The following is a 26,465-nucleotide window of genomic DNA, read 5'->3' on the forward strand; positions in this document are numbered from 1 at the left end:
CCTCAGCCAAGCTTGCGGCCCACCCAGATGACGCGACCGATGCAGTGGATGTCGTCCAGCGCGCAATCCGGCCAATCGGGATAAGCGGGGTTGTCAGACTGAACCGTCACGCGGCGGCCGGCCGGATGAATCGCAAGCCGCTTGACCACCAGCACGTCGTCGGCACGAAGGACGTAGATTCCGTCCCGCAGCCGCTCCGCGCAATCGCCCGCATCGACGAGGATGTCGTCGCCGGCATTGAGCGTCGGCGCCATCGAATCGCCCTCGACTCGAATGATCGACAACTGGCCGGTGTTGGACGCGCTCAACGCGCGCAGCCACCTTTCGTCGAACGCGAAGTACGGGCGCGAAGTCTCACTGGCCGGGATCGCGCCTGGTCCTGCCGATGCCTGCACAAGCGTCCGGCGGACAGCAACCAGGCCGGAAGCCACTTCGTCCGGCAGGTCGGGACCGCCGAGCATCGACTCGGGAATGGAGAAGTAGCGCGCGAGCTTGCGCCGCTCCGCCTCCTTTAGCTTCTTCGGCACGCCGCGCCGGACAAACTGCTGAATATAAGCGGGATTTCGCCCCAACATCCGCGAGAGACCGGCAAAATCCTCGCCGCGTTCGAGGCAGAGGCGTTCAAGCACTGCGCGTGCGTCACTGTTCATGGTTCTCTCATGTTTAATTATAGGAAACCGCCTAGACAAGTAGGAAATGCGTTGGGAATGGATGGGCAGCCGAGTCGATTTGAGCTGGGGAATGAAGAGTGTTTTTGCTTAGGGAAGTCGAGAAGTTTCTTCGCGCGACGGAGATCGCGCCTACACGATTCGGTCGCGAAGTCGTTGGTGATCCGCGCTTTGTTTTTGATCTCCGTAATGGACGGGAGCCGCGCCCGCAGACCATCGCACGCGTGCGCCGCTACCTGGAGATGGGCCGATGATGCGGCTCGCTCTTTCGCCGGCGGCCGCAGGGTTGCTCCGTGCCTTACTCGCCCGCGCCAACGTGAATCGCGATAGGGTTTTGCTTACCGAATTCCGCTCGACGGACTGGCAATCGCTCACCTTCGTCGGCGAACGTCATTCGTTCGCGCTTCGCATCAGCGGGCCCGATGCCGGCGCGGTTGAAGCGGACCTCACCCGCGAGTTGAGCGAGGCCGAGTTTCACATCCCAGGGCATCTCGTGGCCGACATCGCCGTGCGCGACGAACCTCGCCGCGACGCCGACGGGTCCATCTGGCTTGAAATTGAAGCGTTGACGGTGGCGACGGACTAACGGATCGCGCGCCGCAGCTGGGCAATGGCATCGCTGAGCTTTTCAGCGTCATCGGCCTTGGGCCGCGCCGCCTGCAGGTGCCGCTCGATCGTCTCGTGAAGTTCACCGGGGCTCGGGATCGCATGCAGCAGGCGCACCACGCGGGAGCCCGGCTGGATTTCAATCGGCCTGTCGAGGAGCAGCGCTTCCTCCTCCTGCGCGAATTCGAGCGGCGCCAGCGCAAAGGGCGTCATCTTGCGTACGTCGCGCGGGAGCCGCAGCAGCCCGGCGGCGATTCGAATGGCGACGGCGGCGCCGCCAGCGATGGCGTACATCGGCGACAGGTGAACGACGCTCGAAAGCGCGTACCACACGGCCGCTCCAAGCGAGCCTGCGGCGACCAGATCGAAGAGGAGGTGGAACAGCTTCCGGATCATGGAGCCATCGCTAGGCCGCAAACCTTGCCAGACCGTTAGCCAAAACTCGACATTGGGTCAGTGCGCCGCAGGAACCGGCGTCCCCGCCGCTCGCTTAGCCTGCCATGACACAAGGATCGGGGGCGTAATGCTCCGGCATAGCAGCGACACGGAGCCAGGCATCACGCGCAAGCGGATGGGCCGGTACTGGGCCTATTTCGACGCGGACGGGAAGCGGATCACCGATCGCGAAGAGATCGATCGGTTAAACGCGATCGCCCTTCCCCCCGCTTACGAACAGGCATGGTTCTGCGCCAAACCCAACGGCCATCTGCAGGCCACCGGCGTCGACGCGCGCGGACGCAAGCAATATCGATACCACCCGCTCTTTCGCGAAAAGCGCGAGCAAGCGAAATATGATGGGTTGCTGGATTTCGGGAAGAAGCTTCCGCGCCTTCGCCGCCGTGTCGAACAGGATTTGAAGCGGCGCAAGCTCGACCGCGATACGGTGCTGGCCGCTGTGGTCAGGCTCCTCGATACCGAGCACATCCGGATCGGCAACGAACAATATGCCCGGACCAACAAGAGCTTCGGGGCGACGACGCTTCGCAACCGCCACCTTCGCCGCAAAGGCAGCGCGCTGATGATGCGCTTCACCGGCAAGCACGGGATCGCCCACGAAGTGCGGATCACAGACAGCCGGCTCAAGCGGATCTGCAAGCATTGCCAGGACCTGCCCGGCCAAATGCTATTCCAATATCTCGACGACGACGGCGAGCCGCGGCCGATCGCGTCGGGCGACGTCAACGATTACATCAAGCGCGCCACTGGCGGCGATTTCACCGCCAAGCACTTCCGCACCTGGGGCGCGAGCGTCATCGCCTTCGAACAGATGCTGGAGAAGGTCGAGAACGCCCGGATCAGCCTGAAGACCGTGATCGAGCCGGTGGCCGAGGCGCTTGGCAACACGGCAGCGATCAGCCGCAAGAGCTACGTCCATCCGCAGTTGCTCGAGGCATTGAAGGACGATCCACGCGACCCGCTTAACGGCCAGGGTGCGCCGGCCGCGCGCAAGCGGCTATCGAGTGCTGAAGTTGGCCTGCTCGACTTTCTCGCGCGCAGCGGGAAGCGCCGGAAGCGGAAGGTCACAAGACAATCCCAACCGGCGGCTGCTTGATTTCCATTCGCTCCTGCGGTCATGACCCGATGCCATGAATGAGCGCATCACCTGGCCGGGCAGGACCGCGGCCTGGCTGTCGCAGAACAGCACGGAATTGTTGATCGGGCTGGCGGTCGCACTGGCCCTTGTCGCGCTGATGCTGATGCTGCGAAGTGTCGGGCATCGGATCATCGCCAACGACCCGCATTGCCGCACCTGGCGATCGGTGATCGGCCGAGTCCTGGCCAAGACCAGCCTGTTGTTCATGGTCGTGACCGCGCTCGACATCGTGGCCAGCTACACCGCACCTCCTTCCCGCGTCGGGCGACTGGTCGATATCGCCTTCATCATCGTCGCCGCGCTGCAGACGGCCGCCTGGGTCCGTGAATTGATCATGGGGATCATCGGGCGGCAGATTGGCGACGATCCGGGCGAAAGCACGCTCGGCAATGCCCGGACGGTCGTTCGCGTGCTGGTCAGCGTCGCGCTGTTCGCAGTGGCCGGGATTGTCATCCTCGACAATCTGGGCGTCAACGTCACCGCGCTGGTTGCAGGCCTCGGGATCGGCGGCATCGCCATCGGCCTGGCGGCACAGGGCATCTTCGCCGACCTGTTCGCCGCTCTGGCAATCCTGTTCGACCGGCCATTCCGCCGCGGTGACACGATCAGTTACGGTGGCAGCACCGGGACAGTCGAAAGGATCGGGCTGAAGACCACCCGGATGCGCGCGCTTTCGGGCGAGCAATTGGTGATGTCGAACACCAAGCTGCTGGATCAGGAGATCCGCAACCTGGCGGAGGGTCTTTCCCGCCGCAATACGCTCAACTTCGGGGTCGTTTATCAAACCGGCGCCGACCAGTTGCGGCGCCTGCGCGAGATTGCCGAAAGCTGCGTCGCCGCCGAGCCCGGGTGCACCTTCGTGCGTTGCGTAATGACCGGCTTCGGTCCGTCGAGCCTCGACCATGAACTAGTCTACGATGTCGCCAGCCTCGACCCCAACATTATCGGCGCGCACCGGACCGCGATCATGATGGCGATCATCGAAGCCTTCGCGGGCGATCGGATCGAATTCGCTTACCCGACGCAGACGACGTTCACCGCGGCGCCGGACGGCACGCTGGTGATGCCCTACGCAACCCCGCCGGCCCAGTCCTGATGCCGATTGCGCCGGCCGAGGACATCCGGGCGATGATCGGCCGCGAGGTCGGCGTCTCCGGCTGGATCGTTGTCGACCAGCAGCGCATCGACGCCTTCGCCGACGCGACCGAAGACCGGCAGTTCATCCACGTCGATCCAGCGACCGCTGCGCAGACACCGTTCGGCGGCACCATCGCTCATGGCTTCCTGTCCTTGTCGCTGCTGTCCCGGATGGCGGCGGACGTGATGCTGGTGCCTGATACGTTGAAGATGGCGGTCAATTACGGGCTCGAGCGAGTCCGTTTCCTCGGCCCGGTCCACGCCGGCAAACGCGTGCGCGGCCGCTTCACGCTGGAAAATATCGCGGAGCGCGCGCCCGGCCAAATACTTTTGCGACATGCCGTCACTGTCGAGATAGAAGGCGAAGACAAACCCGCTCTGTCGGCTATCTGGCTGACCCTGCTGGCCACCTGAGGAGACCAAAATGCCCCGCGACGCCGTAATCGTCTCGACCGCCCGAACGCCGATCGGCCGTGCCTACAAGGGCGCCTTCAACGCGACTCCGGGACCGACGCTCGGCAGCTTCTCGCTGAAGCCGGCAATTGAACGCGCGGGGATCGACGCGGGCGAAATCGACGACGTCGTGTGGGGCGCGGTGCTCACGCAAGGCACGCAGTTCGGCAATATCGGCCGCATGGTCGCGCTTCGTGCCGGTTGCCCGGTGGGCGTGTCGGGAATGACGATCGACCGCCAGTGTTCGTCCGGCCTGATGGCGATCGCCACCGCCGCCAAGCAGATCATCACCGACCGGATGCAGGTTGTCGCCGCTGGTGGCCAGGACAGCATTTCGATGGTGCAGACCCCCGAAATGCGGATCGCGCCCGACCCCTCGCTCGTCGCGATGCACAAGCATGTCTACATGCCGATGCTTCAGACCGCGGAGACCGTCGCCCAGCGTTACGGGATCGCGCGCGAACGCCAGGACGAATATGCGCTCAAGAGCCAGCAGCGCACCGCCGTGGCGCAGGCCGAGGGCCGCTTCGACGACGAGATCGTGCCGGTCACGACGACGATGATGGTCAAGGACAAGGTGACGGGCGCCGTCTCCCAGAAGGAAATCACCCTGTCCAAGGACGAGGGCAATCGCGCCGATACGACGATCGAAGGCCTGAAAGCGCTCAACCCCGTGCTTGGCCCCGACACGTCGATCACCGCCGGCAATGCCAGCCAACTGTCCGACGGAAGCTCTGCGTGCATCCTGATGGAAGCAGGCGAAGCCCAGCGCCGCGGGATCGCGCCAATGGGCCGCTACGTCGGGATGGCGGTCGCCGGGACCGAGCCCGACGAGATGGGGATCGGCCCGATCGATGCGGTGCGCAAGTTGCTCGACCGCTTCGACCTGAAGGTCGACGACATTGGCCTGTGGGAACTCAACGAGGCGTTCGCGGTGCAGGTGCTCTACAGCGCCGACCAGCTCGGCATTCCCGAGGACCGGCTCAACGTCGACGGCGGCTCAATCTCGATCGGCCACCCCTATGGAATGAGCGGTGCGCGGATGACCGGGCACGCGCTCATCGAGGGCAAGCGGCGCGGCGTGAAGCATATCGTCGTCACGATGTGCGTCGGCGGCGGCATGGGTGCCGCCGGCCTGTTCGAGGTCCTATAGCTCCCTAGCCGCGGTTGGCGGGGATGATGCGCCCGCTTCCAAACCGCTGCTGCCGAAGGTTCGACGGACGGCCGACATAACGGATGGTGCCGGAGCCGAAGACCTGCGCGTCGAGGGTTCCGGGAGTGCGGACCGTGGCGTCGCCGCTGCCGTAAAGTCCGACCTTCGCGTTCTGCGCGACCAGGCCGGCGAGCGCGGCCCTGCCCGATCCGTGAATGTCCAGCGACAGGTTGCCCGTGCGGCCGGTGGCCTGGACACCGCCCGACCCATTGAAGGTCAGCGCCAGCCGCCGATTGTTGACGCCGTTGATCGTCACCTGTCCGCTGCCCGACGATTCGAATGAATCGAGGCTGGGCGTCGTAATCCAAACGCGGATCGGCCCACGCATCCGGAAGGAACCGCGGTTGCCCAGGTGCAGGGTGCCGTTGCGCACCTGAGTCGTCAGCAATGGCAGGATGTTGTCGTCAGCCGCGATCATCAGCGATGGCCGCGGGCCGAACCGAATTTGAACATCGGCAGAGCCTGCTGTCTCAACCCGCTGGTACGCGGAAACCGGCCGCACCTGCTGGACCACACGGCCGCTGCCGGTCACGATCGGGTACCGGTCATTGGTGACTGTGGTCCAGTTCTGCGCGAGCAGTCCGGACGTCGGCAGCAGCAATGCCGCGGAGGTGAGCCCGGCGGCGGCGAAGAAAATCAGCGTGTGGCGATGAGTCATAACGACCTCCTGTTCGATTCGCTACATTTGTAGCTTATGCGCGCAAATAGGCGAATGGTTTTTCGACGAACGGCGGATCGTGGTAAGCGAACGGGCATGAGCGCTGTCGAACTTGTCGCCCTCGCCTCCTCCGTCAGCCTGCTTGCCGGCTGGCGGCTTTATCTGGTCACTTTCGCCACCGGCCTGGCGATGCAGTTCGGCTGGATCGGCTCGCCGGAGCAGCTCGACGCCTTGGACGTCCTCGCCAGCAATTGGGTGATCGGGATCGCCGGTGCCGGTGCGATTGCGGAATTCTTTGCCGACAAGATCGCCTGGGTCGATAGCGCCTGGGATGGGATTCACAGCCTGGTGCGCCCGCTTGGCGGCGCCTTGCTCGCGCTCGCGATCGTCGACGCGGGCAACCCGGCCTGGCAGGTCGCGAGCTTCCTCCTCGGCGGAGGCGGCGCCTTGATCGCCCATGTCGGCAAGGCCGGGGCGAGGACGGTCGTCAATGCCAGTCCCGAGCCGGTATCCAACGTAGTGGTTTCAACCGCCGAAGACGTTGCGACCGGGGGGTTGTTCGCGCTGGCGGTCAGCTACCCGATCGCGGCAGCGGCGATCGCGGCGATACTGGTGATCCTTTCGCTTTGGCTTGCGCTTGCCGCCAGGCGACTGCTCAAGCGGCTCCTGCCCGCACCGGCACCCCGCGCGCCGCGTTGAACCGCATCGCTCGACGCGTGTTGTCATGGCATAGAGGAGAGCGGAACAATGCCGACATCAGAAAAGCCATTGGTTGAACGGATTGCACGCGTGCTCGCCGCCGAGGCGCACAGCAGCAATGCGCAAGGCAGCGACCCGTCCGCCGCGGAGAAGATCGACAAGGTCTGGCCGGAGCATGTCAATCAGGCCATCGCCGTGCTCCACACGATGCGCGAACCCGACCAGCAGATGGCCGGCGTCGGCGACGTGGAGACCTGGGCGCGAATGGTCGAGGAAGCGATCGCCAACGCGGATTGAACATCCCGCGAGGCGCTGCCGCAAAAAAAAGGCCGCCCGGTCGCCCGGACGGCCTTTCCATTGCCTAGCCAGGGTGGTCTGGCGTTAAGCAGAAACCTCCGCGGAGGCTGCGCTCACCTGGGCCACGTTCGGCATTGGACAATGAGACATCAGACCACCTCCTTTCGCTTGTTTACAACCAGCAGAAATGTGGTGACCGGGCTGCTTATTTCAAGCCGATCAAGACGTTAGCGGTGGCTTGCGATCCAGTCGTCGACCACCGGGGCGATCTTGTCGCGCCAGCGGCGGCCATTGAAGATGCCGTAATGGCCGACCTTCTCCGCCATATAATATTGCTTGTCCGCGGCGGGCAGTTTCGTCGCCAGCCCAAGCGCCGCCTTGGTTTGCCCAAGCCCAGAGATGTCGTCGCGCTCGCCTTCGATTGCCAGCAGCGCGGTATCGCGAATGGCCGTCGGATCGACCTTGCGGCCGCGATGGGTCAACTTGCCGCGCGGAAGCAGGTGCCGCTTGAACACGACGTCGACCGTCTGCAGGTAGAATTCCGCCGTCATGTCGGCGACCGATCGATATTCGTCGTAAAATGCCTTGGTCGCGTCGGCGCTTTCCTCGTCGCCGGCCACGAGGTGCTTGAACATTTCCCAGTGGCTGACGAGGTGCCCGCCAAGGTTCATGGTCATGAACCCGGCCAGCTGCAGGAAGCCAGGGTAAACCTTGCGGCCCCCGCCCGGGTAATAAAGCGGCACCGATGCGACGACGTTGTTTTCGAACCAGCCCAGCGGCCGTTCGGTCGCCAGCGTGTTGACCGCCGTCGGCGCTTCCCGCGTATCGATCGGCCCGCCCATCATCGTCAGCGTCCGGGGCCGCCACTTGTTCTTGTCAGCCGCCATCAGCGCGGTCGCGGCGAAAGCCGGGACGGAAGGCTGGCAAACCGCGATCATGTGCGGCCGTTGCCCGGTCCGTTCCCCGATCAGCTCCAGGAACTCGATCAAATAATCGACATAGTCGTCGAGATCGAACGATCCTTCGTCCTGCGGCACCAGCTTCGCGTCGCGCCAATCGGTGATGTAAACGTCGTGCCGCGGCAGCATGCGCTCGACAGTGCCCCGAAGCAGGGTCGCGAAGTGGCCGGACATAGGCGCGACGATCAGCAGCGGCGGCCCGTCTTCGACGCCCTCGCGGGCGAAATGCTTGAGCTGGCCGAATGCCTTGCGCAGGACAATCTCCTCATGCACCGCGACCTTGCGGCCCGCGACCTTGGTCGAGGCCAGGCCGAATTCGGGCTTGCCGCGCGTTGCTGCTGCATGTGCGAAAACATCCAGGCTCGCGGCGATCAGCGGGCTGGTCGAAGCATAAGAGAGCGGGTTTGACGGATTGTTGAGCCAGCCGGCGCTCATCCCCGCCCACTTGCTTGCTCCGGCAAGCAGCGAGCGCTGCATTTCATAAGCGTCGTAAAGCATTCGGCTGTGTGTCCTCTCGCCCATCAACAGATGTGACCGCCATTTTGTGCCAGCGCAAGCGTCATGCTGCACTGCAACAGCGGCTTGCCTGAATTGAGCCTGGGCAGCGGCACTGCTAGGGCGCGGCCATGGCCCAAGCGAAGGACGAGAAGCCGCGAGGCAATATCGGTAATCTGATGCTCGTTTGGCGTGCTGCCGGCCGGTACCCGCAGCGCATCGCCGCCGCATTATTCTTCCTGTGCCTGTCATCGGCCGCGACGCTGGCGATCCCTTATGGGTTCAAGCGAGTCATCGATCGCGGCTTCGGCAGCGCCGGCGCCAATTCCGCGAGCGTCGGCGAGGCCTTCCATTACCTGCTGATGATCGTGATCGTGCTGGCCATCGCGACCGCCATGCGCTTTTATTTCGTGTCCTGGATCGGCGAGCGCACGGTCGCCGACCTGCGCATCAAGGTGCAGCGCAACCTGCTCACGCTGCCGCCCCGCTTCTTCGAAGAGAACCGCCCTTCGGAGATCGCCTCGCGCCTGACCGCCGATACCACCCTGCTCGAGCAGGTCGTCGGATCCAGCGTCTCCTTTGCGCTGCGCAATATCGCGACCGGCGTGGGCGGGATCATCTACCTCTTCGCGCTGTCGCCCAAGCTTGCCGGCATGCTGCTGGTTGGGATTCCGCTGATCTTCGGGCCGGTCGTCCTGTTCGGCCGGCGAATTCGTGCGCTCAGCCGCTCATCGCAGGATCGCATCGCCGATGTCGGGTCGACGGTTTCGGAGACGCTCGGCGCGATGAAGGTCGTCCAGGCCTTCAGGCAGGAAGAGCGCGAGCTTCACCGCTTCAGCGATACCGTGGAGCTCGCCTTCGGAATTGCGCGCCGGCGCTTCCTGCTGCGTGCGGTCATGACGTTCACGGTCATCGCGCTCGTCTTCAGCGCCATCGTTCTGATCCTTTGGGAAGGCGCGACCGACGTCGCCGCGGGTCGAATGACCGGGGGCGCGATCGCTGCCTTCGTCTTCACCGGGGTGCTGGTCGGCGGCGCCTTCGGGGCGCTGACCGAAGTCTATGGCGACCTGTTGCGCGGCTCCGGTGCGGCCGGGCGTATCCAGGAACTGATCGAGGCCCGGCCGGAGATTCGCGCACCGGAAACGCCGCGGCCCCTGCCGATCCCGGGGCGCGGCGCGCTTGCCTTCGACGACGTCACCTTCCGCTATCCGACGCGCCCCGAAGACAAGGCTTTGCACAACCTCACCCTGTCGATCCGGCCGGGCGAGACGGTTGCGGTCGTCGGCCCGTCCGGTGCGGGAAAGTCGACGTTGTTCCAGCTGGCGCTACGCTTCTACGATCCGCAGGAAGGGCAGGTCACCCTTGATGGCGTCGACCTTCGCGACGCGAGCCCGACGGAATTGCGCAGCCGAATTGCGCTGGTTCCGCAAGAAACGATCATCTTCGCCGCCTCGGCCCGCGACAACATCCGCTACGGCCGTTGGGACGCCACGGATGCCGAGATCATCGAAGCGGCTAAGTCGGCCAACGCGCACGAATTCCTCGACCAACTGTCCGACGGCTACGACACCTTCCTCGGCGAAGGCGGCGCGCGACTGTCCGGCGGGCAGCGGCAGCGCATCGTCATCGCCCGCGCCTTGCTCCTCGATGCGCCCCTGCTCCTGCTCGACGAGGCGACTTCGGCGCTCGACGCTCACAGCGAGCAATTGGTTCAGGAAGCGCTTGAGCGGCTGATGAAGACACGGACGACCGTGGTGATCGCGCACCGGCTGGCAACGACGCGCGCGGCGGATCGGATCATCGTCATGGACGGCGGCCGGATCGTCGAGGAAGGCACGCATGCCTCGCTCAACGCGCAGGGCGGCCTGTACGCGAGCTTGGCGCGGCTGCAGTTCGCCGGCCAAGCTGCTTAATCGACCCTAGCTGGCGCTTCCGCCGGACCCTTTGGGGCCGCTCGGCTTGCGCGCAGAACCGGTGCTTCGACGGGCCCGCGTAGTCGTGCTTTTCGCGCGCGTCCCGGAACTCCGCGACGGGCTTGCCGCGCTTTTGGAGGCCTTCGCGCCGGCACTCGACGCGCGAGCGGCCGTGCCCGGCTTCTTGGCCGTGCCCGCACTCTTGCGCGCGCTGCTCGTGGACCGCGACGCGGTTCCGCTCGAGCGCGACGTGCCGCCGCCCGACGAGTCGTCGCCGCTGGCCCATTTTCCGCTCATCATCCGCTGCGCCGCATCGGCGACCGCTTCGGCAATCAGCGAGCCCAAGCGGGTCGCGCTGGACATGACGGAGCTTGCTGCCGACGAAGCGCTGTCCGCCGCGTCGAGGCCGGCGTCGCGAATTTTCTTGCGGGCGCTCGGGCTGGCGCTGATTGCCGCTGCTGCTGCGGCGAGGCCGGCAGCGAGCATTTCCTTGCTCATCGCCGCCTTGGCTAGCTTGTCGACGGTGGATTCGCTGGAGCTGCTGGAGCGCGAGGAGCCGCTCGACTTCGCGGCCGAGCCGCCTGACTTCCGTTTCGTCGACGATGACTTCCGGCTGGTTGATTTTGCCACGCAAACCTCCCTGTTTGGATCATATCGTTAGACACATGAAACTAATGAGAGTTCCGTTGGGCCAGCGAAAACCATGGCCTTTGGCATGTAGGGGACAAGTTTAAGGGGACCGCCGTTGCCGACGATCCCCTCGAACATGGTCAGCGGCCGAAGGTGCGGCCGTCTGCCAGCCGATTACGGCTTACAGACACCCCTTTCCGACGACCTCTCTGCTGAACCATGAGACATCGGATCACCTCCTTTCGCTGCGTTGAAGCTGCGGTGAGATTGAATCGCCGACGCCATAAGAACAAGTCTTGTAATGCAAATGCGTTTGGACGATCTTCTTCGACTTCGCGCTGCCGCCGACTGGCCGGTGCGAGCCTAAGTTCGGCATTCCTCAATCACGCGCGACGGTTCCGGCCAGGCTGGAAAGACGATTAGCGGCGCGCCCGTCGCCGAAGTAGCAAACCGACCGCGGGTGAACGCAATCGCGTCGAGCAACGGATCTCTCGCGGCGACATCGGCGCTCAACGTCCTCGACGGAAGGTCAAAACGCGCCGCCACCGGCCGCGCCGCGGAACTGGTCGACACGAACATGAAGGGCGCGGCGGCGGGAACGCCAGTTCTGACCAAGGTCACGACCCGGGTCGGCCGGTTGCAGCGAATCAGGAACGGCTGCGCGCCGGAAGCGTCGCGGAAAGCCGCTTCGCTGCCGCCGGGAAAGTTGCGGAACGTCCAGGTCCCGCCAATCGGCGACAGGCTGTCGACGTTGACGACGCCGGCGGGCGCGCTGGCCGGCGCGACCTGGGCCACGGCGGCGGTGGAAGGAAGCAGCATCGCGGCCGCAAGGATCACTAGGGCACGCTTCATTTGGACAGTCGATCGACCTTCTGCTGCAGCGCGGCCAGTTCCGCGCGCAATTCTTCAAGTTCCTTATCCGATGCCCCGCCGCCAGCGCTCATCCCGCCAAGGCCGCCGAACATTTCGGCGTTGCGCTTGGCAAGGTCGGCGAACGCATTGCCGGCAAAGGCGTCGGTAATCGCCTTCTGGTTCCGCTTGAACGCGTCCATCGCCGATTCGAGATATTGCGGAACGACGCCCTGCATCGAATTGCCGTACAGGCCGATCAACTGCTTCAGGAAATTGACCGGCAACATGGTCGACCCGCGCGCTTCCTCGTCGACGATGATTTGGGTCAGCACTTGCCGGGTGATGTCTTCGCCGGTCTTGGCATCGACGACTTCGAACTCGCGGCCCTCACGAACGAGTTCGGCCAGCCGGTCGAGCGTGATGTAAGCGGAGCTTTCGGTGTCATAAAGCCGCCGGTTCGCGTACTTCTTGATCGTCACTTTGACGCTAGGCTTGGCCATGAACTGCTCCGGACAACCGAAGGAAGAGCCTACCACTCGTGGATAGTGCGGTGCAACAAAGCCCTTCCCGGCCGCGCGCGCCGCGCCCCCTCCCGCTATTCCTTGAACTCGTGCGGCTGGTGTCGCGCGACCGGCCGGAGCTCGCCGCCGAGGCGCTCAAAGGGCTGCATCGGTACGAGCAGGCCGACCGAGCCAGCCAGCCGAGACAGCGGCCGATCATCGCCCAGGCCGGTCCCGCCAGCCTTCGGGATTGCGGCGGCAGCGGGCGGCCGGTGGTGCTCGTCCCCTCGCTGATCAACCCGCCCGAAATCCTCGACCTCGACCGCGAAGTTTCCCTCGCCGATGCGCTCGTCGGCGACGGCCGGGCCGTGCTGCTGTTCGACTGGGGACCGGCAGCCGAGCGGCGCGACCTCAATGTCGCCGACCACGTCGAGCAATTGCTCGTCCCGTTGCTCGCCGACCTGGCGGGGAAAGCATCGGTCGTCGGCTATTGCCTTGGCGGGACGATGGCGATCGCCGCTGCGCAATTGGTCCCGGTTAGCAGCGTCGCAACGGTGGCGGCCCCGTGGTACTTTTCCGCCTATCCCGAGAGCGCGCGCAAGCAGCTTGCGAGCCTCTGGAGCAGCGCCGAAGCGACCGCAGCGCAGTTGGGCGCCCTGCCGATGGAAGTCCTGCAAGGGGCTTTCTGGTCGCTCGACCCCGAACGTACCGTAGCCAAGTTTGCGCGGCTGGCCGCCCTCGAACCGGGCAGCGACGAGGAGCGTCGGTTCCTCACCCTCGAGGATTGGGCCAACCAGGGTGAGCCGCTGCCGGCGTCCGCCGCACAGGAATTGATCCAGGGCTTTTTCGCAGCCGACCTTCCCGGGTCCGGCCTTTGGCAAGTGGCGGGCAAGGCGATGACCGACCGCCTGCCGTGCCCGGCGCTTCACGTCAGCGCCGGCCGGGACCTCATCGTGCCGGCGGGATCCGCCCCCGCCGGCCAACGGCGAGAGCTTGCCGCAGGCCATGTCGGAATGGTGGTGGGGTCGGCGCGAGGCCAGCTCCACGCGCTACTCAACGACTTCCTTGCCGCCTGCGGCGAGCATCGCTAAGTCGGCGCCCAAGCACCCATAGCTCAGCTGGATAGAGCGCTGCCCTCCGAAGGCAGAGGCCAGAGGTTCGAATCCTCTTGGGTGCGCCACCGCGTCAGCCGGCGTTCATTGCGGGGGTGGGACCAGATCGCTCCCGTCAAAGGCTTCTGTCCATGCTGATTGCGCTGCTCGCCTATCTTGGCGGGGTCCTGACCATTCTCAGCCCGTGCATCCTGCCGGTGCTTCCCTTCGTGTTCGCGCGCAGCGACCAGCCCTTCATTCGCAGCGGTCTGCCCCTGCTCGCCGGCATGGCGCTGACCTTCGCCTTGGTGGCGACGCTCGCGGCGGTCGGCGGCGGCTGGGCCGTTCGAGCCAATGAAATCGGGCGCTGGCTGGCGCTCGCCCTGCTTGCGCTGTTCGGAATCGCACTAATCTTCCCGTCCCTGTCCGACCGCATGACCCGGCCGCTGGTCGCCTGGGGGTCGCGGCTGACCGAGCGCAGCGGCAACCATGGCAGCATCAGCTCCTCATTGTTGCTCGGCGTCGCCACCGGCCTGCTCTGGGCTCCGTGCGCCGGCCCGATCCTTGGCATCATCTTCACGACCGCGGCGCTTCAGGGCGCCGGCGCGAATACCACTTTGCTGCTTCTTGCCTACGCGCTGGGCGCAGCAACCTCGCTCGCGCTCGCGCTGCTCGCAGGCGGCAAGATCTTCGCCCGGATGAAGCGTTCGATCGGCACCGGCGAAATCGTCAAGAAAGTGCTTGGCGTCCTCGTGCTTATCGGCGTCGCGGCGATTGCGCTCGGCCTCGACACGCGCGTCCTCGCAAGTCTGTCGAGCGGGCAGACTTCCAGCCTTGAGACCGGTCTGGCGAAGCGCCTGGGCATCGAGAGCATGGATCAGACCACCGCTACCCAGTCGAGCGGCGGGAAGCTCGTTCTCCCGGTCGAAGGCCAGTTGCCGTCGCTCGACGGCATCGGCCCGTGGATCAATTCTCCGCCGCTCACGCGCGAACAGCTCAAGGGCAAGGTCGTGGTGATCGACTTTTGGACGTACAGCTGCATCAACTGCATCCGCTCCATCCCCTACGTTCGCGCCTGGCACCAACGCTACAAAGACGATGGGCTGGTGGTCATCGGCGTGCACGCACCGGAATTCGCCTTCGAGCGGCAGCTTGCCAACGTGAAGAAGGCCGTCGCCGACTTCGGGATTACTTACCCGGTCGCCCTCGATAATGAGTTCAAGCTCTGGCGCGCGTTCAACAACCGCTACTGGCCAGCGCATTACTTCGTCGATGCCCAGGGCCGGGTTCGCTACCATCACTTCGGCGAAGGCAATTACGAGCAGTCGGAACGGGTCATCCGCCAGTTGCTCGCCGAAGCCGGGCGCGCGCCCACTGGCGGCATGGCGGACGTCAACGGGGACGGCGCGGAAGCCGCGGCAGCCTACGAGGCGCTCAAGTCGCGGGAGACCTATGTCGGTTACGGGCGGGCGGCGAATTTCGTCTCGGCCGGCGGAATGCTCAAGGACAAGCCCAAGGCCTACGTGCTGCCGCAACGGCTGGCGCTTAACCAGTGGGGACTGGCCGGCCGGTGGCTAGTGTCGCCGCAATCCGCGCGTCTTGAACAGCCGGGCGGCAATATCAGCTTCCGCTTCCACGCACGCGACCTGCACCTGGTGCTCGGGCCGGGGCCCGGCGGCAAGCCGGTCCGCTTCCGTGTCCTGCTCGATGGGCAGGCGCCCGGCAGCGATGCCGGCAGCGATGTCGCAGGCGACGGTACCGGGGTTGTCCGCGAGGAACGGCTGTATCAGCTGGTTCGACAGGACGGCGACGTGCGGGAGCGAACCTTCACCATCGAATTCCTCGATCCAGGGGTTAGCGCATTCGCCTTCACCTTCGGCTGACCGAAACCCGGGCCGATCAGGTCTGCTTTTCGCCCGGGATTGGCGTCGGCGTGTCCAGGGTCTGGATCACGTACAGGCGCTTGACCATCACATAAGTGACAACGGCGAGCGGCGCGGCCAGCACGATCCCGATCGTGCCGAAAAGCACCCCGAAGGCGAGCAGCGAGAACAGCAGCAGCACCGCCGGCAGCTCGACGGCATACTGCTGGATTAGCGGCTGGATCAGGTACGCTTCCGACTGCTGGACGAAGATGTAAACGCCGATCGCCCACAGCGCGAGATCGGTGCTTTGGGTCAGCGCGATCAGGATGCCCGGGACCGCGGCGATGATCGGCCCGGCGAACGGCACGAACTCCAGGAGTCCCGCGAAAATGCCAAGGACGAGCGGCGACGGGACGCCGATCAGCCACAGGCCGACCCCGGTCATCAGGCCGATGACCAGCATCGCGATCAATTGCCCTTTGAGCCAAAGGCGAAGCGCTCGCTCCGACTCCAGAAGCGCTTCGGAAATCATCGCGCGCTTGCCTTGGGGAACCAGCTTGACCAGCCCGGTGCGATAGAATTTCGGCTCGGCGGCGATGTAGATCCCGCCGAAGATGACGATCAGCAGGTTGGCGCCGGCATTGGCGAGCGAACTGACGAAGGTGCTCGCGGTCGACATGATCCCGTCGCCGCTGCTCAATGCGGTTTGCCAATTGCTCAATTGGGCACCCAGCCCAAGGTCCTCGATCCACGCCTTCAACGTGCCGAGCGATTGCGGCAACCGTTCGGTCAAAACATTCCACTGGGCGGTGATTTCCGATCCCATCAGCCAGAACGAACCGCCGGCCACGCCGAAGATGAAGAGTGCGGACAAGGCCACCGCAATCCCGTTGGGAATGCGCGCGAAGCGGTTGAGCGGGTCGGCAAGGGCGCGGACGATCGCTGCCACCACGACCGCGCCGAACAGCATCAGCAGAACCGCACGCAGCTTCCACAGCACGAACGTCAGCGCCCCGAGGGCAATGACGATCAGCGCGCGACGGACGAAACGTCGCTCATCGGTCGCAGGGGTTGTTCCGCTCACGCCCGGTGAAGCGCGCAACGCTTGTAACGGTTCCGTAGCGACGCCGCGCTCGGCCAGCGGGAATGCTTATGCCTGCGGCCAGTTTTCGAGGGTTTCGACGAAGCGCGATAACCAGGCGTTGGTCTGGTGCCCATCGACGACGCGATGGTCGATGGTCAGCGTCACATAGGCCATCGGCCGCACCTGGATCGCATCCTGGCCGCCGACTTCGCGCACGACCACGCGCTTTTGCAGCTTGCCGATGCCAAGGATGGCCGCCTGCCCCTGATGAAGGATGATCGGCGCGGCCAGCAGCGATCCGGACACGCCGTGATTGGAAATGGTGAAGCTGCCGCCCGACACGTCGGCGCGATCCAGCCGCCCTTCCCGCGCCCGCCGGGTCAGATCGTCGAGCTTCGCGCCGATTTGCTCGAGCGACAGTGCGCCGGCGTCCTTGACCACCGGGACGACCAGCCCTTTTTCGCCAAGCGCGGTGCCGACCCCGACGTCGATGGTCGGCGAAATTGCGATCCGATCCTCTTCCCAACGGCCATTGATCGCCGGAGCGACCGCCATCGCTTCGGCCGCGGCCTTGACGATGTAGGCGGTGTAACTGAGCTTCGTGCCGCGCGCGGCAAGCGCGGCCTTGTGTGCGGCGATCGCGCTGAAATCGGCTTCGAAGACGGCGGTGACATGCGGCTGGTCCGCAACCGCCCGCGCCATGTTGTCGGCGATCGTCCGCCGCATCCGGTCGTGGGGGATGTCCGTGCCCGCGAAATGGCGCGGCTGCGCGGTCGAAGGCGCGCCGACACTGACGACAGTCGCCGACGCGATCGCCTTGTCGACATCTTCGCGCGTGACACGGCCGTTGCGGCCGGTGCCCGGGATGCGGCTAGCGTCGATCCCGTGCTGCAGGCAGGCGCGCCGGACTGAGGGAGAGAGGCGTGCTTCCGCGTTCCCCGGCGCAGCCCGGGGCCCAGGAGCGGCGTCAGCCGCTTTCTCGGAATTTGCAGACGAAGGCTTCGCCTCTTCAGCCCCGGCCTGCGCCGGGGAAGCGTCCGTGATTCGTCCCAACAGCGCCCCCGGCACCGCCTCGGCATCGGTATCGAGCAGGATTTCGCTCAGCACCCCCGCTGCCGGAGCCGGCACTTCCTGGGTGACCTTGTCGGTTTCCAGCTCGACCAGCGGGTCGTTCTTCGCGACCGTCTCGCCGACCTTTTTCAGCCAGGCACGGACGACTGCCTTGGTGCCCTCCTGCTCATCGGGAACGCGCACTTCGATCAACGTCAGAACCCCACCAGCCGGTCGATCTCGGCGCGGATGCGCTCGACCGACGGCACTGCCCATTCCAGCAATTTCGGATGATGCGGGCTTGGAATGTCCGGCATCGTCACCCGCGCGACCGGCGCGTCCAGGTCGAGGAACGCCTCGTCCGCGACAACGGCGGCGATCTCCGCGCCGAAGCCGCCGGTGCGCAGGTCTTCGTGGACGATCAGGCAGCGGCGGGTGCGGCGGACACTTTCAAGGACCATCTCGCGATCCCACGGCATCAGCGTCCGCAAGTCGATGACGTCGGCTTCGATCCCCTCCGCCGCGGCCTCGCAGCGCGGCACCATCGCACCCCAGGTGACGATGGTGATCCTGCCGCCCTCGCGTGTCTTCTTCGCACGGCCGAATTCCAGGACGTACTCGTCGCCCGGCCATGGCCGCCGGGCCCAGCTGTCGTCCAGCATCGCCCGATGTTCGAAGAAAATCACCGGATCGTTGCCGCGCAGGCTGCTGCGCAGCAGGCCGACCGCATCCTCCGCGTTGGACGGCACTGCAACCTTCCAGCCCGGGTTGTGGACGAATTCGACCTCGTTGGTCATGCTGTGCCACGGGTCGCCGCACTTGAAGAAACCGCCCGGCACCCGCAACACCATCGGGGCCGCGAAGCGGTTGTTGGTGCGCCAGCGCATCGTCCCGCAATCGTGGATCTGCTCGGTCGCCGGCTCCGCATATTTGCGGAACTGGATTTCCGGTACCGGCATCAGCCCGGCCAGCGCCATCCCGACCGCACGGCCGACAATGCCCTCCTCGTTCAACGAGGTGTCGAACACCCGCTCCAGGCCGAATTTCGCCTGAAGGCCAAGCGTCACCGCGTGGACGCCGCCCTTGGGCCCGACGTCCTCCCCGAACACCAGGACCTTGGGGTTGGCTTCAATCTCCTGCTCCAAAGTCTTGCGGATGGCCGTGACCATGTTGATCCGCTGGCCTTCGGGGCGAGGCTCGCTGCTGCTGTTGTCGACGGCGAGGCCGGCGCCGCCACCGACCGCCTGCATCTGCCCGTCGAAAAAGACATGGTCGGTGACATCGGCCGGATTTGAAACGCCCCTAACCTGCGCTTCGGCGACGGCAGCCGCGACTTCGGCCGCGACCTCGCGCTCGATCTCGCTCCAGTCGCGGTCCGACAGGCCCGAATGCGCCTTCAGCTTCGGCAAGGGATCGCGCGACCATTCCGACGCAATCTCTTCCTCGCTCTTGTAGGTTTGGGTGTCCTGCGCGCTATGCCCCTCCAGCCGCGGCACGGTCAGCCGGAGCAGCGCCGGCGCCCGTTGCTCGCGAACGAAGCGGACCGCGTCCTCGATCAACTGTCCCGCCTGGTCTGGCTCGGTACCGTCACCGTTGAAGATGGTCAGGCCGCGGAAGCTGGCCAGGTTGGCGGCGATGTCCTTGCCCGGAGTTTGATATTCCGAAGGCACGGAGATGCCGTAGCCATTGTCCTCGATATAGATGAGCAGCGGCAGTTGCTGGGTCGTTGCAATCGTCAGCGCCGACCAGAAGCCGCCGGTGGCGCAGCTTGCGTCGCCCCCAAGCACCAGTGCGATCGCATCGTCCGGGCCTTCACCCAGGACCTTGTTCTTGTAAGCGATGGCCTGCGCCCAGCCGGCCGCCGGCGTATATTGCGCGCCGACGCCGCCGCACATGGGTAAGGCGTGCGCGCCGCCTGGGTTTGGATAGTTGAACACGACGCCGATATCGCGGCCGTTCGAATAGCCGCCGGCCAGCCCCATGCCCGACCCGAGCGCCTCGACCAGCTGCACGCCCAGGGCCAGCAGCAGCGGCCGCGAACGGTAATAGCCGCAGGCCGCGTCGCCATCCTTCAGGTGCAGGCCCAGCATGACCTGGGCCATGTCGTGGCCGCGCGCCGAGAATTGATACAGGACCTTCTTTTCCGGAACGAGCTCCTGCTCCTCGATCCGGTCCATTTCGCGGCTGGTCAGGACAAGCCGCACGATGCGCCGCCAATCGACCGCCGTTCCGGTCAGTCGGGCGGCGTCGGCCTCAGCCATTCATCGCCTCCACGACGGCGGCAATAAAAGTGTCGACCTGATCGTCGGACATGCCGACGACATTGAAGCGTCCGCTGTCTGCCATGTAGATCGCTTTGTCCTCGCGCAGCTTGAGCACCTGCCCGGTCGACAGCGGCAGCATCGAGAACATGCCGAATTGCCGGCCGATAAAGGCCAGCCGGGGATCGGCCGCGGCAATCTTCGTCCGCACCGAATTGATCCGGTCGCGCATCGCCGCAAGCTCGACCAGCCAGCGCTCGCGCAAGCCTGAGTCGTCGAGGATGATCCGTACCGCCGCGGCACCGTGATCGGGCGGCATCGACCACATTTCACGGGCAAGCTGGAAAACATGTCCCATGGCGGTTGCCGTCGTATCCGCGCTTGCCGTCTTCACCCACAGCGAACCGACACGATCGCGATACACGCTGAAGTTCTTGTCGCAGCTTTGCGCAACGATGACTTCGTCGCAGGTCGACAACATCAGCCGCACGCCGAACGCGTCTTCGTCGAGCCCGCGGCCGAAGCCCTGGTACGCAATGTCGATCAGCGGGATCAGGCCGCGCTCGGCGACGATTGCGACCACCCGCCGCCACTGGTCTTCATCCAGATCGGCGCCGGTCGGGTTGTGACAGCAGCCGTGAAGCAGGGCGACATCGCCGGGCTCGGCCCGCGAGAGCGCGTCCGCCATCGCGTCGAACCGGATCGAGCCCTGGCCCCGCTCGTAATAAGGATATTCGACGATCTCGAGATCAACGCCGCGAATGATCGGCGGATGGTTGGGCCAGGTCGGGGTGCCGACCAGCACGCGCGCCTTCGGATTGGCGTTTGCAATCAGTTCGAAGCCCAGCCGAAGCGCGCCGCAGCCGCCGGGCGTCTGCACCCCCGCGATCCGGTCGTCGTCGGCATGTTCGCCAAGCAGGACGGGGCGCAGAAGCTCGGCGAACCTCTTGTCGCCGGCGCTGCCGAGATACGCCTTGGTCTCCTGTGTTTCGAGGAGCCTGCGCTCGGCTTCCTTCATCACCTTCAGGATGGGCGTATTGCCTTGCCCGTCGCGGAACACGCCGACGCCGACGTCGATCTTCTCCGGCCGCGGATCGGCATTGCACAGCGCGATCAGTTGCAGCAGCGAATCGCTGGCGACAGGCTGGAGATCGGCGAGGCTTCTCGCCATTTCATCGGTGCGGGTCAGCATTCGGGCGGCTTAGCGCAAAGCTCTAGCGGCGCAAAATGCTAGGCGTCGTAATCGATCGAGACGCCCTCGCCCGCCGGCACCGACTGGCAGGTCAGGACGTAGCCGGCGGCCACTTCCTCGTCGGTGAGCCCGTAGCGTGCGGCCATCTCGACCTTGCCGCCGGTAACCTTCGCTCGGCAGGTCGCGCAGACGCCCGCCTTGCAGGCGAACGGCGCGGGCAGGCCGGAGGCTCGGGCGCTGTCGAGGATGTTGGCTTGCGAAAACTGTACGCGCCGGGTGCGGCCGTCCAGCGTGACCGACATTTCGATCCCCGCCGCCTTGCTTTGCAGCTCGGCCATTTCCCGGGCCAGCGATTCCGGCGGGCGGTCTGCCGTGAAGCGCTCGATGTGGATTCGCTCGCGGGCGATTCCGCGGTCGACCAAGGCGCTTTCCGCCGAATCCATCATCGGCCCGGGGCCGCAGATGAACCAGCCGTCGACGCTGGCCGGGTCGCCGATCAGCAGTTCGATCGCTTCATCGCAACGGGCGCGGTCGAGCATGCCGTTGAACAAGTCGAAATCCCCTTCTTCCTCCGCCAGGAAGTGAAAGATTTCGAGCCGTCCAAGATAGCGATCCTTGAGGTCGGCAAGCGCGTCGAGAAAGATGATCGAAGCGCTGTCGCGATTTCCGTACAACAGGGTGAACCGGCTGTCGGGCTCCTCGGCCAGGGTCGTGCGCAACAGCGACATGACGGGCGTGATCCCGGAACCCCCGGCAATACCGACCAGATGGCGCTTCCGACCCGCATCGAAATCGGTCGTGAAGCTGCCGTGCGGAGTCATGACGTCCAGCGTGTCGCCCGCGCGCAAATTGTCGCCGATCCAGTTCGAAAATAGGCCGCCGGCGATCCGCTTGACCGTAACTTTCCAGTCCTGCTCGTGCGGCGCGGTGCAAAGGGAGTAGTTCCGGCGAACGTCCTCGCCGCCGATGTCGGCCCGCAACGTCAGATGCTGGCCGGCCGAGAAGGCGAAAGCACCGCGAAGTTCGGGCGGGATTTCGAAGCGGATGGAATTGGCTTCCGCGGTCTCCGCAATCACTTCCGCGACACGAAGCGAATGAAACTGGTTGCTCATGCTTACCAGGTCGCGTCGGGGTAGGTGCGCTGAAGAAACTGCATCGGCGCAAGCAAGTGCCCGAGATGCTCGCTGTGGTGGCCGCGCCGGCCGCCGAGGATCGGGCGCTGGTCGGCTGGAACTTCAAGCCGGGCATCGGCAAGCACCTTGCCGATCGCTTCGCGATAGGCGCCTTCGAACGCTTTGGGGTCGACCGCGACGCCGCGTTCGATCAGTCGGCTGAGCGTGTCGTCGACCTCGAACAGTTCGGGGACGAAGCGCCAGCACCAGTCGAGCCCGGCTGCCATTCGTCGCGCGCTCTCCTCGGTCCCGTCGCCAAGCCGAACCGCCCATTCCGACGCGAGTTCGCGGTGGTAAGCGACTTCCTTGACCGACTTGGCCGCGAACTCGCTAACGAACCGGTCCGACGAACCGCACAGCCCTTGCAGCAGCATATGCTGCCAGGTCGAATAGAGAAGTTGCCGGGCGATGGTCTGCGCGAAGTCGCCGTTCGGCTGCTCGACGAGCAGGCAATTCTTGAAATCGAGCACGTCACGATGAAACGCCAGGGCATCGCCGTCGCGCCCCTTGCCTTCGCACGTTCCGGCTTCGTTGAGCGCCAGCGTCGCCTGCCCGACCAGGTCGAGCGCGAGGTTGGCGAGGCTGAGGTCGACTTCGAGCGCGGGCGCGTGGCCGCACCATTCGCTCAGCCGCTGGCCGAGGATCAGCGCATCGTCGCCCAGCCGCAGGAGATAGTCGAAGCGCGCGGACTGGTGCTGGTCGAGGTCGGGCTGGTCGAACGCGCCGTGCGGGCGCGCGCGCTCCGCCACAGCCTCGTCCTCGGGCCGGATCGGCGGCAGTGACGGCATCAGATGTGCTTAACCTCGTCCGGGATCTCGTAAAAGGTCGGGTGGCGGTAGATCTTGTCGGCGGCGGGTTCGAACAATTCGCCGGCCTCGTCAGGGTCGGATGCGACGATCTCGGCCGACGGCACGATCCACAGGCTCACCCCTTCCATGCGCCGCGTGTAGGTGTCGCGCGCGTGCCGGAGCGCGAGCTGCGCGTCAGGAGCATGAACGCTGCCAACGTGACGATGCGAAAGGCCACCCTTGCTGCGGACGAAGACCTCCCAGAGCGGCCAGTCGCCACTCACGCAGCCTTCCTTTCGCGGCGCTTGGCTTCATGGGCATCGGCCGCTTCGCGGACCCAGGAGCCCTCCTCCCAGGCATCACGGCGCGCCTTCATCCGCTCCTTGGCGACCGGGCCTTCGCCCTTCACCACCGCGTAAAACTCGTCCCAGTCGATTTCGCCATAGTCGTAGGCCTGCTTGCCCTCGTTCCACTTCAGGTCGGGATCGGGGATCGTCAGGTTTAGGAACTCCGCCTGGGGCACAGTGATGTCGACGAACTTCTGGCGAAGCTCGTCATTGGTTTCGCGCTTGATCCGCCAACGCATCGACTGCTCGGTGTTGGGGCTGTTCTCGTCCGGCGGACCGAACATCATCAGCGACGGCCACCACCAGCGGTTGAGCGCATCCTGCGCCATGCGCTTCTGCTCGGCCGTGCCGTTGGCGAGCGCGATCATGATCTCGTAGCCCTGGCGCTGGTGGAAGCTTTCTTCCTTGCACACGCGAACCATCGCGCGGGCGTACGGACCGTAACTGGTCCGCTGCAGCGGCACCTGGTTCATGATCGCGGCGCCGTCGACCAGCCAGCCGATCGCGCCGATGTCGGCCCAGGTCAGCGTCGGATAGTTGAAGATCGTGCTGTACTTGGCCTTGCCGTCAAGCAGCGCCTCGGTCAGCGCGTCGCGGCTGACACCCAGCGTTTCCGCCGCGCAGTAAAGGTAAAGCCCGTGACCGGCTTCGTCCTGAACCTTGGCCAGCAGGATCGCCTTGCGGCGCAACGTCGGCGCCCGGCCGATCCAATTGCCTTCCGGCAGCATGCCGACGATTTCGCTATGCGCATGCTGCGAAATCTGCCGCGTCAGCGTTCGCCGATAGGCCTCCGGCATCCAGTCCTTCGGCTCGATGAACTCATCGGCCGCAACCCGCGCCTCGAAGGCCGCGACCAGCTTGGGATCCTCGAGCGACTGGATAGTAGTGCTCTTCTGCAATTCGGTTGTGTACATAACCCTGATGTAGTCCCTGCGGTCGCGCCAGACAATTCAAGCGGTGCTGGGCGATAAACGCTTGAAACTGCTGGCAGGTTCGCGGTCGTTTCGGCGACAGGTATCTGCTTGTGCAACGCGACTTCGCTGCTACGAGCGGTCGATGCTCGCTCATCCGCACCCCCGCCAGGACGACCGCCTCGAATCGCTCCGGGCGTACGGGATCCTCGATACCCCGCAGGAAAAGGAGTTCGACGACATCGTCGCGCTGGTCGCGGCGATTTGCGAAGTGCCGGTGGCGGTGATCAATTTTATCGACCGCGACCGGCAGTGGTTCAAGGCCGAGGTCGGGTTGGGCGTGCGTTCGACCCCGCTCGAAACCAGCCTGTGCAGCCACGTCATCCTCGAACATGATTTCGTGGAAATCCCGGATACGCTCGCCGACCCCCGGATGTGCGACAATCCACTTTGCACGGCCGACCAGGGTTTCCGCTTCTACGCCGGCGCGTTGCTGGTCGGCCGCGAGGGGCTGCCGCTGGGCACGCTGTGCGTTCTCGACACGCGTCCGCGCATTCTGACCGATGTGCAGCGCGAAACGCTCCGGGTCGTTGCAGCCCGGGTGATGAGCGAGCTCGACCTTCGGCTTGCCCTGCGCGAGCAGGATGTCCTGCGCCGCGAAATCGACCACCGGGTGAAAAACTCCTTGGCTTCGGTCGCGGCGATCGTTGAGCTGCAGAAAATGCGTTCGCCTTCGACCGAAGTGCAGTCGGCGCTCAACCAAGTGCTTGCCCGGCTTGGAGCGCTCGAAGCGCTTCATGAGGAATTGCACCAGGAAGGGACGGACCGCCTCGTCTCGCTGCAACGGCTGGTCGATCGTGCAGTCGCCAAGCTTTCGCCGCTGCTGCGCGACAACATCGCGTTCGACGTAACCATCGATCCGGTCGAGATCGCATCCGATGAAGCCAACGCGGTTGCGCTGGTGATCAACGAATTCGCCACCAATTCCGCCAAGCATGCTTTTGGTAGCGACGAAGGCGGCACTATCACCATCATAGGCGGCCCAAGCGGGCGCTCGTTCAAGCTCATGTGCAGCGACGACGGCTCGGGCGATGACGCGGCGGTCGGCAGGATTGGCGCCAGCCGCGGACTCGGCGCACGGGTGATCGAAACCCTCGCCCGGTCGATCGGCGCGCAAGCCCGCTGGTCGTCCAACGGCAACGGCATCCGCCTGGAGATCGACAAGGGGTAATCATGGACGAACCCGCCATCCTTATCGACAACGCGGACGGAATTGCGCGGATCACGCTCAACCGCCCGGCCAGCCTCAACAGCTTCACCGCGGCCATGCATCGGGAACTGCGCGAAGCCCTGGACAACATTGCGGACGACTGCCGGGTCATCATCCTCACCGGCGCCGGGCGCGCTTTCTGTGCCGGGCAGGATTTGGGCGAACGATCGGTCGCCGCGGGATCGTCCCCGGTCGACCTTGGCGAGACCGTCGACGCGTGCTGGAATCCGCTCATCCGGCGGTTGGCGGCGATGAAGCAGCCGGTGATCGCGCGCGTCAACGGCGTCGCCGCCGGCGCCGGGGTCAGCATCGCCCTCGCTTGCGATATCGTCGTGGCTGCGAAGGCGGCGAAGTTTGTGCAGAGCTTTTCCGCCATCGGGCTGGTCCCGGACAGCGGCGGCAGCTGGATCCTCCCGCGGCTCGTGGGACAGGCACGCGCGCTTGGCCTCGCTTTGACCGGCGAACCGCTTCCCGCTCAGCAGGCGGCGGATTGGGGGCTGATCTGGAAATGCGTCGATGACGAGCAACTGGATGTGGAGGTCAATGCCCTTGCCACTCGGCTCGCGGCGCTACCGCCGCTTGGACTGTCCGCGACGAAAGCGCTGATCCGGTCCACGTGGGGCCGCACTCTCGATCAGGAATTGGACGTTGAGCGGGATGAAATGCGCCGGCTCGGTTTCACCGACGATTATCGCGAAGGCGTCGCCGCGTTCATCGAGAAACGCAAGCCTCGCTTCACGGGCAGCTAGGTCGGCAAGAT

The 26,465-nt window shown here is 65.2% G+C and carries 27 protein-coding genes and 1 tRNA gene; 14 read left to right on the forward strand and 14 right to left on the reverse strand.

Translation table 11 applies throughout. The features are described 5' to 3' along the window. Positions 1-2 precede the first annotated feature (2 nt). Positions 3-650: a S24 family peptidase gene (locus G7078_RS07985; protein ID WP_166094829.1), complete on the reverse strand. Its 648-nt coding sequence runs from the start codon at positions 648-650 to the stop codon at positions 3-5. A 268-nt stretch (positions 651-918) separates the two neighbouring features. Here G7078_RS07985 and G7078_RS07990 point away from each other — a divergent pair, with 268 nt between their 5' ends. Next, positions 919-1,254: a hypothetical protein gene (locus G7078_RS07990; RefSeq protein ID WP_166094831.1), complete on the forward strand. Its 336-nt coding sequence runs from the start codon at positions 919-921 to the stop codon at positions 1,252-1,254. Here G7078_RS07990 and G7078_RS07995 read toward each other — a convergent pair. Next, complete coding sequence (locus tag G7078_RS07995) at positions 1,251-1,670, reverse strand: hypothetical protein (protein WP_166094834.1); 420 nt, start codon at positions 1,668-1,670, stop codon at positions 1,251-1,253. The two genes, G7078_RS07990 and G7078_RS07995, sit on opposite strands and share 4 nt — an antisense overlap. A 127-nt stretch (positions 1,671-1,797) precedes the next feature. On the opposite strand from G7078_RS07995, the gene G7078_RS08000 reads away from it, so the two are divergent. The 4 genes from G7078_RS08000 to G7078_RS08015 are packed head-to-tail and all read left to right on the forward strand — an operon-like array spanning position 1,798 to position 5,611. Beyond that, the gene (locus G7078_RS08000) at positions 1,798-2,826 is read left to right on the forward strand and encodes a DNA topoisomerase IB (RefSeq protein ID WP_166094836.1); all 1,029 of its coding nucleotides are present in this window, start codon (positions 1,798-1,800) and stop codon (positions 2,824-2,826) included. A 34-nt stretch (positions 2,827-2,860) separates the two neighbouring features. Beyond that, complete coding sequence (locus G7078_RS08005) at positions 2,861-3,964, forward strand: mechanosensitive ion channel family protein (RefSeq protein ID WP_166094838.1); 1,104 nt, start codon at positions 2,861-2,863, stop codon at positions 3,962-3,964. Next, on the forward strand, positions 3,964-4,419 hold the full coding sequence (locus G7078_RS08010) for a MaoC family dehydratase (RefSeq protein WP_166094840.1): 456 nt from the start codon (positions 3,964-3,966) through the stop codon (positions 4,417-4,419). Before G7078_RS08005 ends, G7078_RS08010 begins: the two co-directional genes overlap by 1 nt. Before the next feature lie 10 nt (positions 4,420-4,429). Next, the gene (locus G7078_RS08015) at positions 4,430-5,611 is read left to right on the forward strand and encodes an acetyl-CoA C-acyltransferase (RefSeq protein ID WP_166094842.1); all 1,182 of its coding nucleotides are present in this window, start codon (positions 4,430-4,432) and stop codon (positions 5,609-5,611) included. A gap of 4 nt (positions 5,612-5,615) precedes the next feature. Here G7078_RS08015 and G7078_RS08020 read toward each other — a convergent pair whose 3' ends face one another. Continuing rightward, positions 5,616-6,329, reverse strand: coding sequence for a head GIN domain-containing protein (locus G7078_RS08020; RefSeq protein ID WP_166094844.1), 714 nt, complete (start codon positions 6,327-6,329; stop codon positions 5,616-5,618). Between the two features lie 96 nt (positions 6,330-6,425). Between G7078_RS08020 and G7078_RS08025 the strand changes: the two genes are divergently transcribed. Both G7078_RS08025 and G7078_RS08030 read left to right on the forward strand, forming a co-directional pair. Further along, entirely contained in the window at positions 6,426-7,028 is a 603-nt protein-coding gene (locus tag G7078_RS08025) for a DUF4126 domain-containing protein (RefSeq protein WP_166094847.1), read from the forward strand. A 48-nt stretch (positions 7,029-7,076) separates the two neighbouring features. Further along, positions 7,077-7,325: a hypothetical protein gene (locus tag G7078_RS08030; protein WP_166094849.1), complete on the forward strand. Its 249-nt coding sequence runs from the start codon at positions 7,077-7,079 to the stop codon at positions 7,323-7,325. Between the two features lie 227 nt (positions 7,326-7,552). Here the strand turns inward: G7078_RS08030 and G7078_RS08035 are convergent, their stop codons facing one another. Continuing rightward, a complete protein-coding gene (locus G7078_RS08035) occupies positions 7,553-8,782 on the reverse strand; it encodes a polyhydroxyalkanoate depolymerase (protein WP_166096280.1) in 1,230 nt (409 codons plus the stop codon). Positions 8,783-8,910: 128 nt separating this feature from the next. Between G7078_RS08035 and G7078_RS08040 the strand changes: the two genes are divergently transcribed. Continuing rightward, the gene (locus tag G7078_RS08040; protein ID WP_166094851.1) at positions 8,911-10,692 is read left to right on the forward strand and encodes an ABC transporter transmembrane domain-containing protein; all 1,782 of its coding nucleotides are present in this window, start codon (positions 8,911-8,913) and stop codon (positions 10,690-10,692) included. Between the two features lie 61 nt (positions 10,693-10,753). Next, positions 10,754-11,353 (forward strand): hypothetical protein, encoded by a 600-nt coding sequence (locus G7078_RS08045; RefSeq protein ID WP_166094853.1) that lies wholly within the window; start codon positions 10,754-10,756, stop codon positions 11,351-11,353. Between the two features lie 332 nt (positions 11,354-11,685). Here G7078_RS08045 and G7078_RS08050 read toward each other — a convergent pair whose 3' ends face one another. Both G7078_RS08050 and phaR read right to left on the reverse strand, forming a co-directional pair. Next, on the reverse strand, positions 11,686-12,174 hold the full coding sequence (locus tag G7078_RS08050; protein WP_166094856.1) for an OmpH/Skp family outer membrane protein: 489 nt from the start codon (positions 12,172-12,174) through the stop codon (positions 11,686-11,688). Next, positions 12,171-12,674, reverse strand: coding sequence for a polyhydroxyalkanoate synthesis repressor PhaR (gene phaR / locus G7078_RS08055; protein ID WP_166094858.1), 504 nt, complete (start codon positions 12,672-12,674; stop codon positions 12,171-12,173). Before phaR ends, G7078_RS08050 begins: the two co-directional genes overlap by 4 nt. 110 nt (positions 12,675-12,784) lie before the next feature. On the opposite strand from phaR, the gene G7078_RS08060 reads away from it, so the two are divergent. The 3 genes from G7078_RS08060 (at position 12,785) to G7078_RS08070 (ending at position 15,648) form a co-directional block, all read left to right on the forward strand. Further along, positions 12,785-13,765 carry an alpha/beta hydrolase gene (locus G7078_RS08060; protein WP_246166313.1) on the forward strand — a complete coding sequence of 327 codons (981 nt, stop codon included), beginning with the start codon at positions 12,785-12,787 and terminating at the stop codon, positions 13,763-13,765. Positions 13,766-13,777: 12 nt separating this feature from the next. Further along, positions 13,778-13,854 (forward strand) — tRNA-Arg (locus tag G7078_RS08065). A gap of 63 nt (positions 13,855-13,917) precedes the next feature. After that, positions 13,918-15,648, forward strand: coding sequence for a cytochrome c biogenesis protein DipZ (locus tag G7078_RS08070; RefSeq protein WP_166094863.1), 1,731 nt, complete (start codon positions 13,918-13,920; stop codon positions 15,646-15,648). A 16-nt stretch (positions 15,649-15,664) separates the two neighbouring features. Here the strand turns inward: G7078_RS08070 and G7078_RS08075 are convergent, their stop codons facing one another. From G7078_RS08075 to paaA, 8 genes are all read right to left on the reverse strand, one after another. Further along, complete coding sequence (locus G7078_RS08075; protein ID WP_166094864.1) at positions 15,665-16,714, reverse strand: AI-2E family transporter; 1,050 nt, start codon at positions 16,712-16,714, stop codon at positions 15,665-15,667. Between the two features lie 66 nt (positions 16,715-16,780). Next, positions 16,781-17,968 (reverse strand): dihydrolipoamide acetyltransferase family protein, encoded by a 1,188-nt coding sequence (locus G7078_RS08080; protein WP_246166546.1) that lies wholly within the window; start codon positions 17,966-17,968, stop codon positions 16,781-16,783. Between the two features lie 11 nt (positions 17,969-17,979). Further along, on the reverse strand, positions 17,980-20,025 hold the full coding sequence (locus G7078_RS08085) for an alpha-ketoacid dehydrogenase subunit alpha/beta (protein ID WP_166094866.1): 2,046 nt from the start codon (positions 20,023-20,025) through the stop codon (positions 17,980-17,982). Then, positions 20,018-21,217 (reverse strand): amino acid aminotransferase, encoded by a 1,200-nt coding sequence (locus G7078_RS08090; RefSeq protein ID WP_166094868.1) that lies wholly within the window; start codon positions 21,215-21,217, stop codon positions 20,018-20,020. Before G7078_RS08090 ends, G7078_RS08085 begins: the two co-directional genes overlap by 8 nt. 38 nt (positions 21,218-21,255) lie before the next feature. Beyond that, entirely contained in the window at positions 21,256-22,329 is a 1,074-nt protein-coding gene (locus tag G7078_RS08095; RefSeq protein WP_166094870.1) for a 2Fe-2S iron-sulfur cluster-binding protein, read from the reverse strand. 2 nt (positions 22,330-22,331) lie between these two features. Continuing rightward, on the reverse strand, positions 22,332-23,177 hold the full coding sequence (paaC, locus tag G7078_RS08100) for a 1,2-phenylacetyl-CoA epoxidase subunit PaaC (protein WP_166094872.1): 846 nt from the start codon (positions 23,175-23,177) through the stop codon (positions 22,332-22,334). Beyond that, the gene (gene paaB, locus G7078_RS08105; protein ID WP_166094874.1) at positions 23,177-23,461 is read right to left on the reverse strand and encodes a 1,2-phenylacetyl-CoA epoxidase subunit PaaB; all 285 of its coding nucleotides are present in this window, start codon (positions 23,459-23,461) and stop codon (positions 23,177-23,179) included. The genes paaC and paaB overlap by 1 nt, the downstream gene beginning before the upstream one ends. Continuing rightward, complete coding sequence (paaA, locus tag G7078_RS08110; protein ID WP_166094877.1) at positions 23,458-24,438, reverse strand: 1,2-phenylacetyl-CoA epoxidase subunit PaaA; 981 nt, start codon at positions 24,436-24,438, stop codon at positions 23,458-23,460. Before paaA ends, paaB begins: the two co-directional genes overlap by 4 nt. 142 nt (positions 24,439-24,580) lie before the next feature. On the opposite strand from paaA, the gene G7078_RS08115 reads away from it, so the two are divergent. Both G7078_RS08115 and paaG read left to right on the forward strand, forming a co-directional pair. Beyond that, the gene (locus tag G7078_RS08115; RefSeq protein ID WP_166094879.1) at positions 24,581-25,666 is read left to right on the forward strand and encodes a histidine kinase dimerization/phosphoacceptor domain -containing protein; all 1,086 of its coding nucleotides are present in this window, start codon (positions 24,581-24,583) and stop codon (positions 25,664-25,666) included. 2 nt (positions 25,667-25,668) lie between these two features. Continuing rightward, positions 25,669-26,454, forward strand: coding sequence for a 2-(1,2-epoxy-1,2-dihydrophenyl)acetyl-CoA isomerase PaaG (gene paaG, locus G7078_RS08120; RefSeq protein ID WP_166094881.1), 786 nt, complete (start codon positions 25,669-25,671; stop codon positions 26,452-26,454). Positions 26,455-26,465 lie beyond the last annotated feature (11 nt).

The sequence above is a fragment of the Sphingomonas sinipercae genome, assembly GCF_011302055.1.
GTDB classification, from domain to species: domain Bacteria; phylum Pseudomonadota; class Alphaproteobacteria; order Sphingomonadales; family Sphingomonadaceae; genus Sphingomicrobium; species Sphingomicrobium sinipercae.

Coding starts and splice junctions, on each gene's coding strand:
- paaG (WP_166094881.1), top strand. CDS start 25,669: ATGGACGAACCCGCCATCCTTATCGACAACGCGGACGGAATTGCGCGG.
- G7078_RS08000 (WP_166094836.1), top strand. CDS start 1,798: ATGCTCCGGCATAGCAGCGACACGGAGCCAGGCATCACGCGCAAGCGG.
- G7078_RS08115 (WP_166094879.1), top strand. CDS start 24,581: ATGCTCGCTCATCCGCACCCCCGCCAGGACGACCGCCTCGAATCGCTC.
- G7078_RS08035 (WP_166096280.1), bottom strand. CDS start 8,782: ATGCTTTACGACGCTTATGAAATGCAGCGCTCGCTGCTTGCCGGAGCA.
- G7078_RS08090 (WP_166094868.1), bottom strand. CDS start 21,217: ATGCTGACCCGCACCGATGAAATGGCGAGAAGCCTCGCCGATCTCCAG.
- G7078_RS08085 (WP_166094866.1), bottom strand. CDS start 20,025: ATGGCTGAGGCCGACGCCGCCCGACTGACCGGAACGGCGGTCGATTGG.
- G7078_RS08050 (WP_166094856.1), bottom strand. CDS start 12,174: ATGAAGCGTGCCCTAGTGATCCTTGCGGCCGCGATGCTGCTTCCTTCC.
- G7078_RS08025 (WP_166094847.1), top strand. CDS start 6,426: ATGAGCGCTGTCGAACTTGTCGCCCTCGCCTCCTCCGTCAGCCTGCTT.
- G7078_RS08040 (WP_166094851.1), top strand. CDS start 8,911: ATGGCCCAAGCGAAGGACGAGAAGCCGCGAGGCAATATCGGTAATCTG.
- G7078_RS08095 (WP_166094870.1), bottom strand. CDS start 22,329: ATGAGCAACCAGTTTCATTCGCTTCGTGTCGCGGAAGTGATTGCGGAG.
- paaC (WP_166094872.1), bottom strand. CDS start 23,177: ATGCCGTCACTGCCGCCGATCCGGCCCGAGGACGAGGCTGTGGCGGAG.
- paaA (WP_166094877.1), bottom strand. CDS start 24,438: ATGTACACAACCGAATTGCAGAAGAGCACTACTATCCAGTCGCTCGAG.
- G7078_RS07995 (WP_166094834.1), bottom strand. CDS start 1,670: ATGATCCGGAAGCTGTTCCACCTCCTCTTCGATCTGGTCGCCGCAGGC.
- G7078_RS08005 (WP_166094838.1), top strand. CDS start 2,861: ATGAATGAGCGCATCACCTGGCCGGGCAGGACCGCGGCCTGGCTGTCG.
- G7078_RS08070 (WP_166094863.1), top strand. CDS start 13,918: ATGCTGATTGCGCTGCTCGCCTATCTTGGCGGGGTCCTGACCATTCTC.
- G7078_RS07985 (WP_166094829.1), bottom strand. CDS start 650: ATGAACAGTGACGCACGCGCAGTGCTTGAACGCCTCTGCCTCGAACGC.
- G7078_RS08020 (WP_166094844.1), bottom strand. CDS start 6,329: ATGACTCATCGCCACACGCTGATTTTCTTCGCCGCCGCCGGGCTCACC.
- G7078_RS08010 (WP_166094840.1), top strand. CDS start 3,964: ATGCCGATTGCGCCGGCCGAGGACATCCGGGCGATGATCGGCCGCGAG.
- phaR (WP_166094858.1), bottom strand. CDS start 12,674: ATGGCCAAGCCTAGCGTCAAAGTGACGATCAAGAAGTACGCGAACCGG.
- G7078_RS07990 (WP_166094831.1), top strand. CDS start 919: ATGATGCGGCTCGCTCTTTCGCCGGCGGCCGCAGGGTTGCTCCGTGCC.
- G7078_RS08015 (WP_166094842.1), top strand. CDS start 4,430: ATGCCCCGCGACGCCGTAATCGTCTCGACCGCCCGAACGCCGATCGGC.
- G7078_RS08030 (WP_166094849.1), top strand. CDS start 7,077: ATGCCGACATCAGAAAAGCCATTGGTTGAACGGATTGCACGCGTGCTC.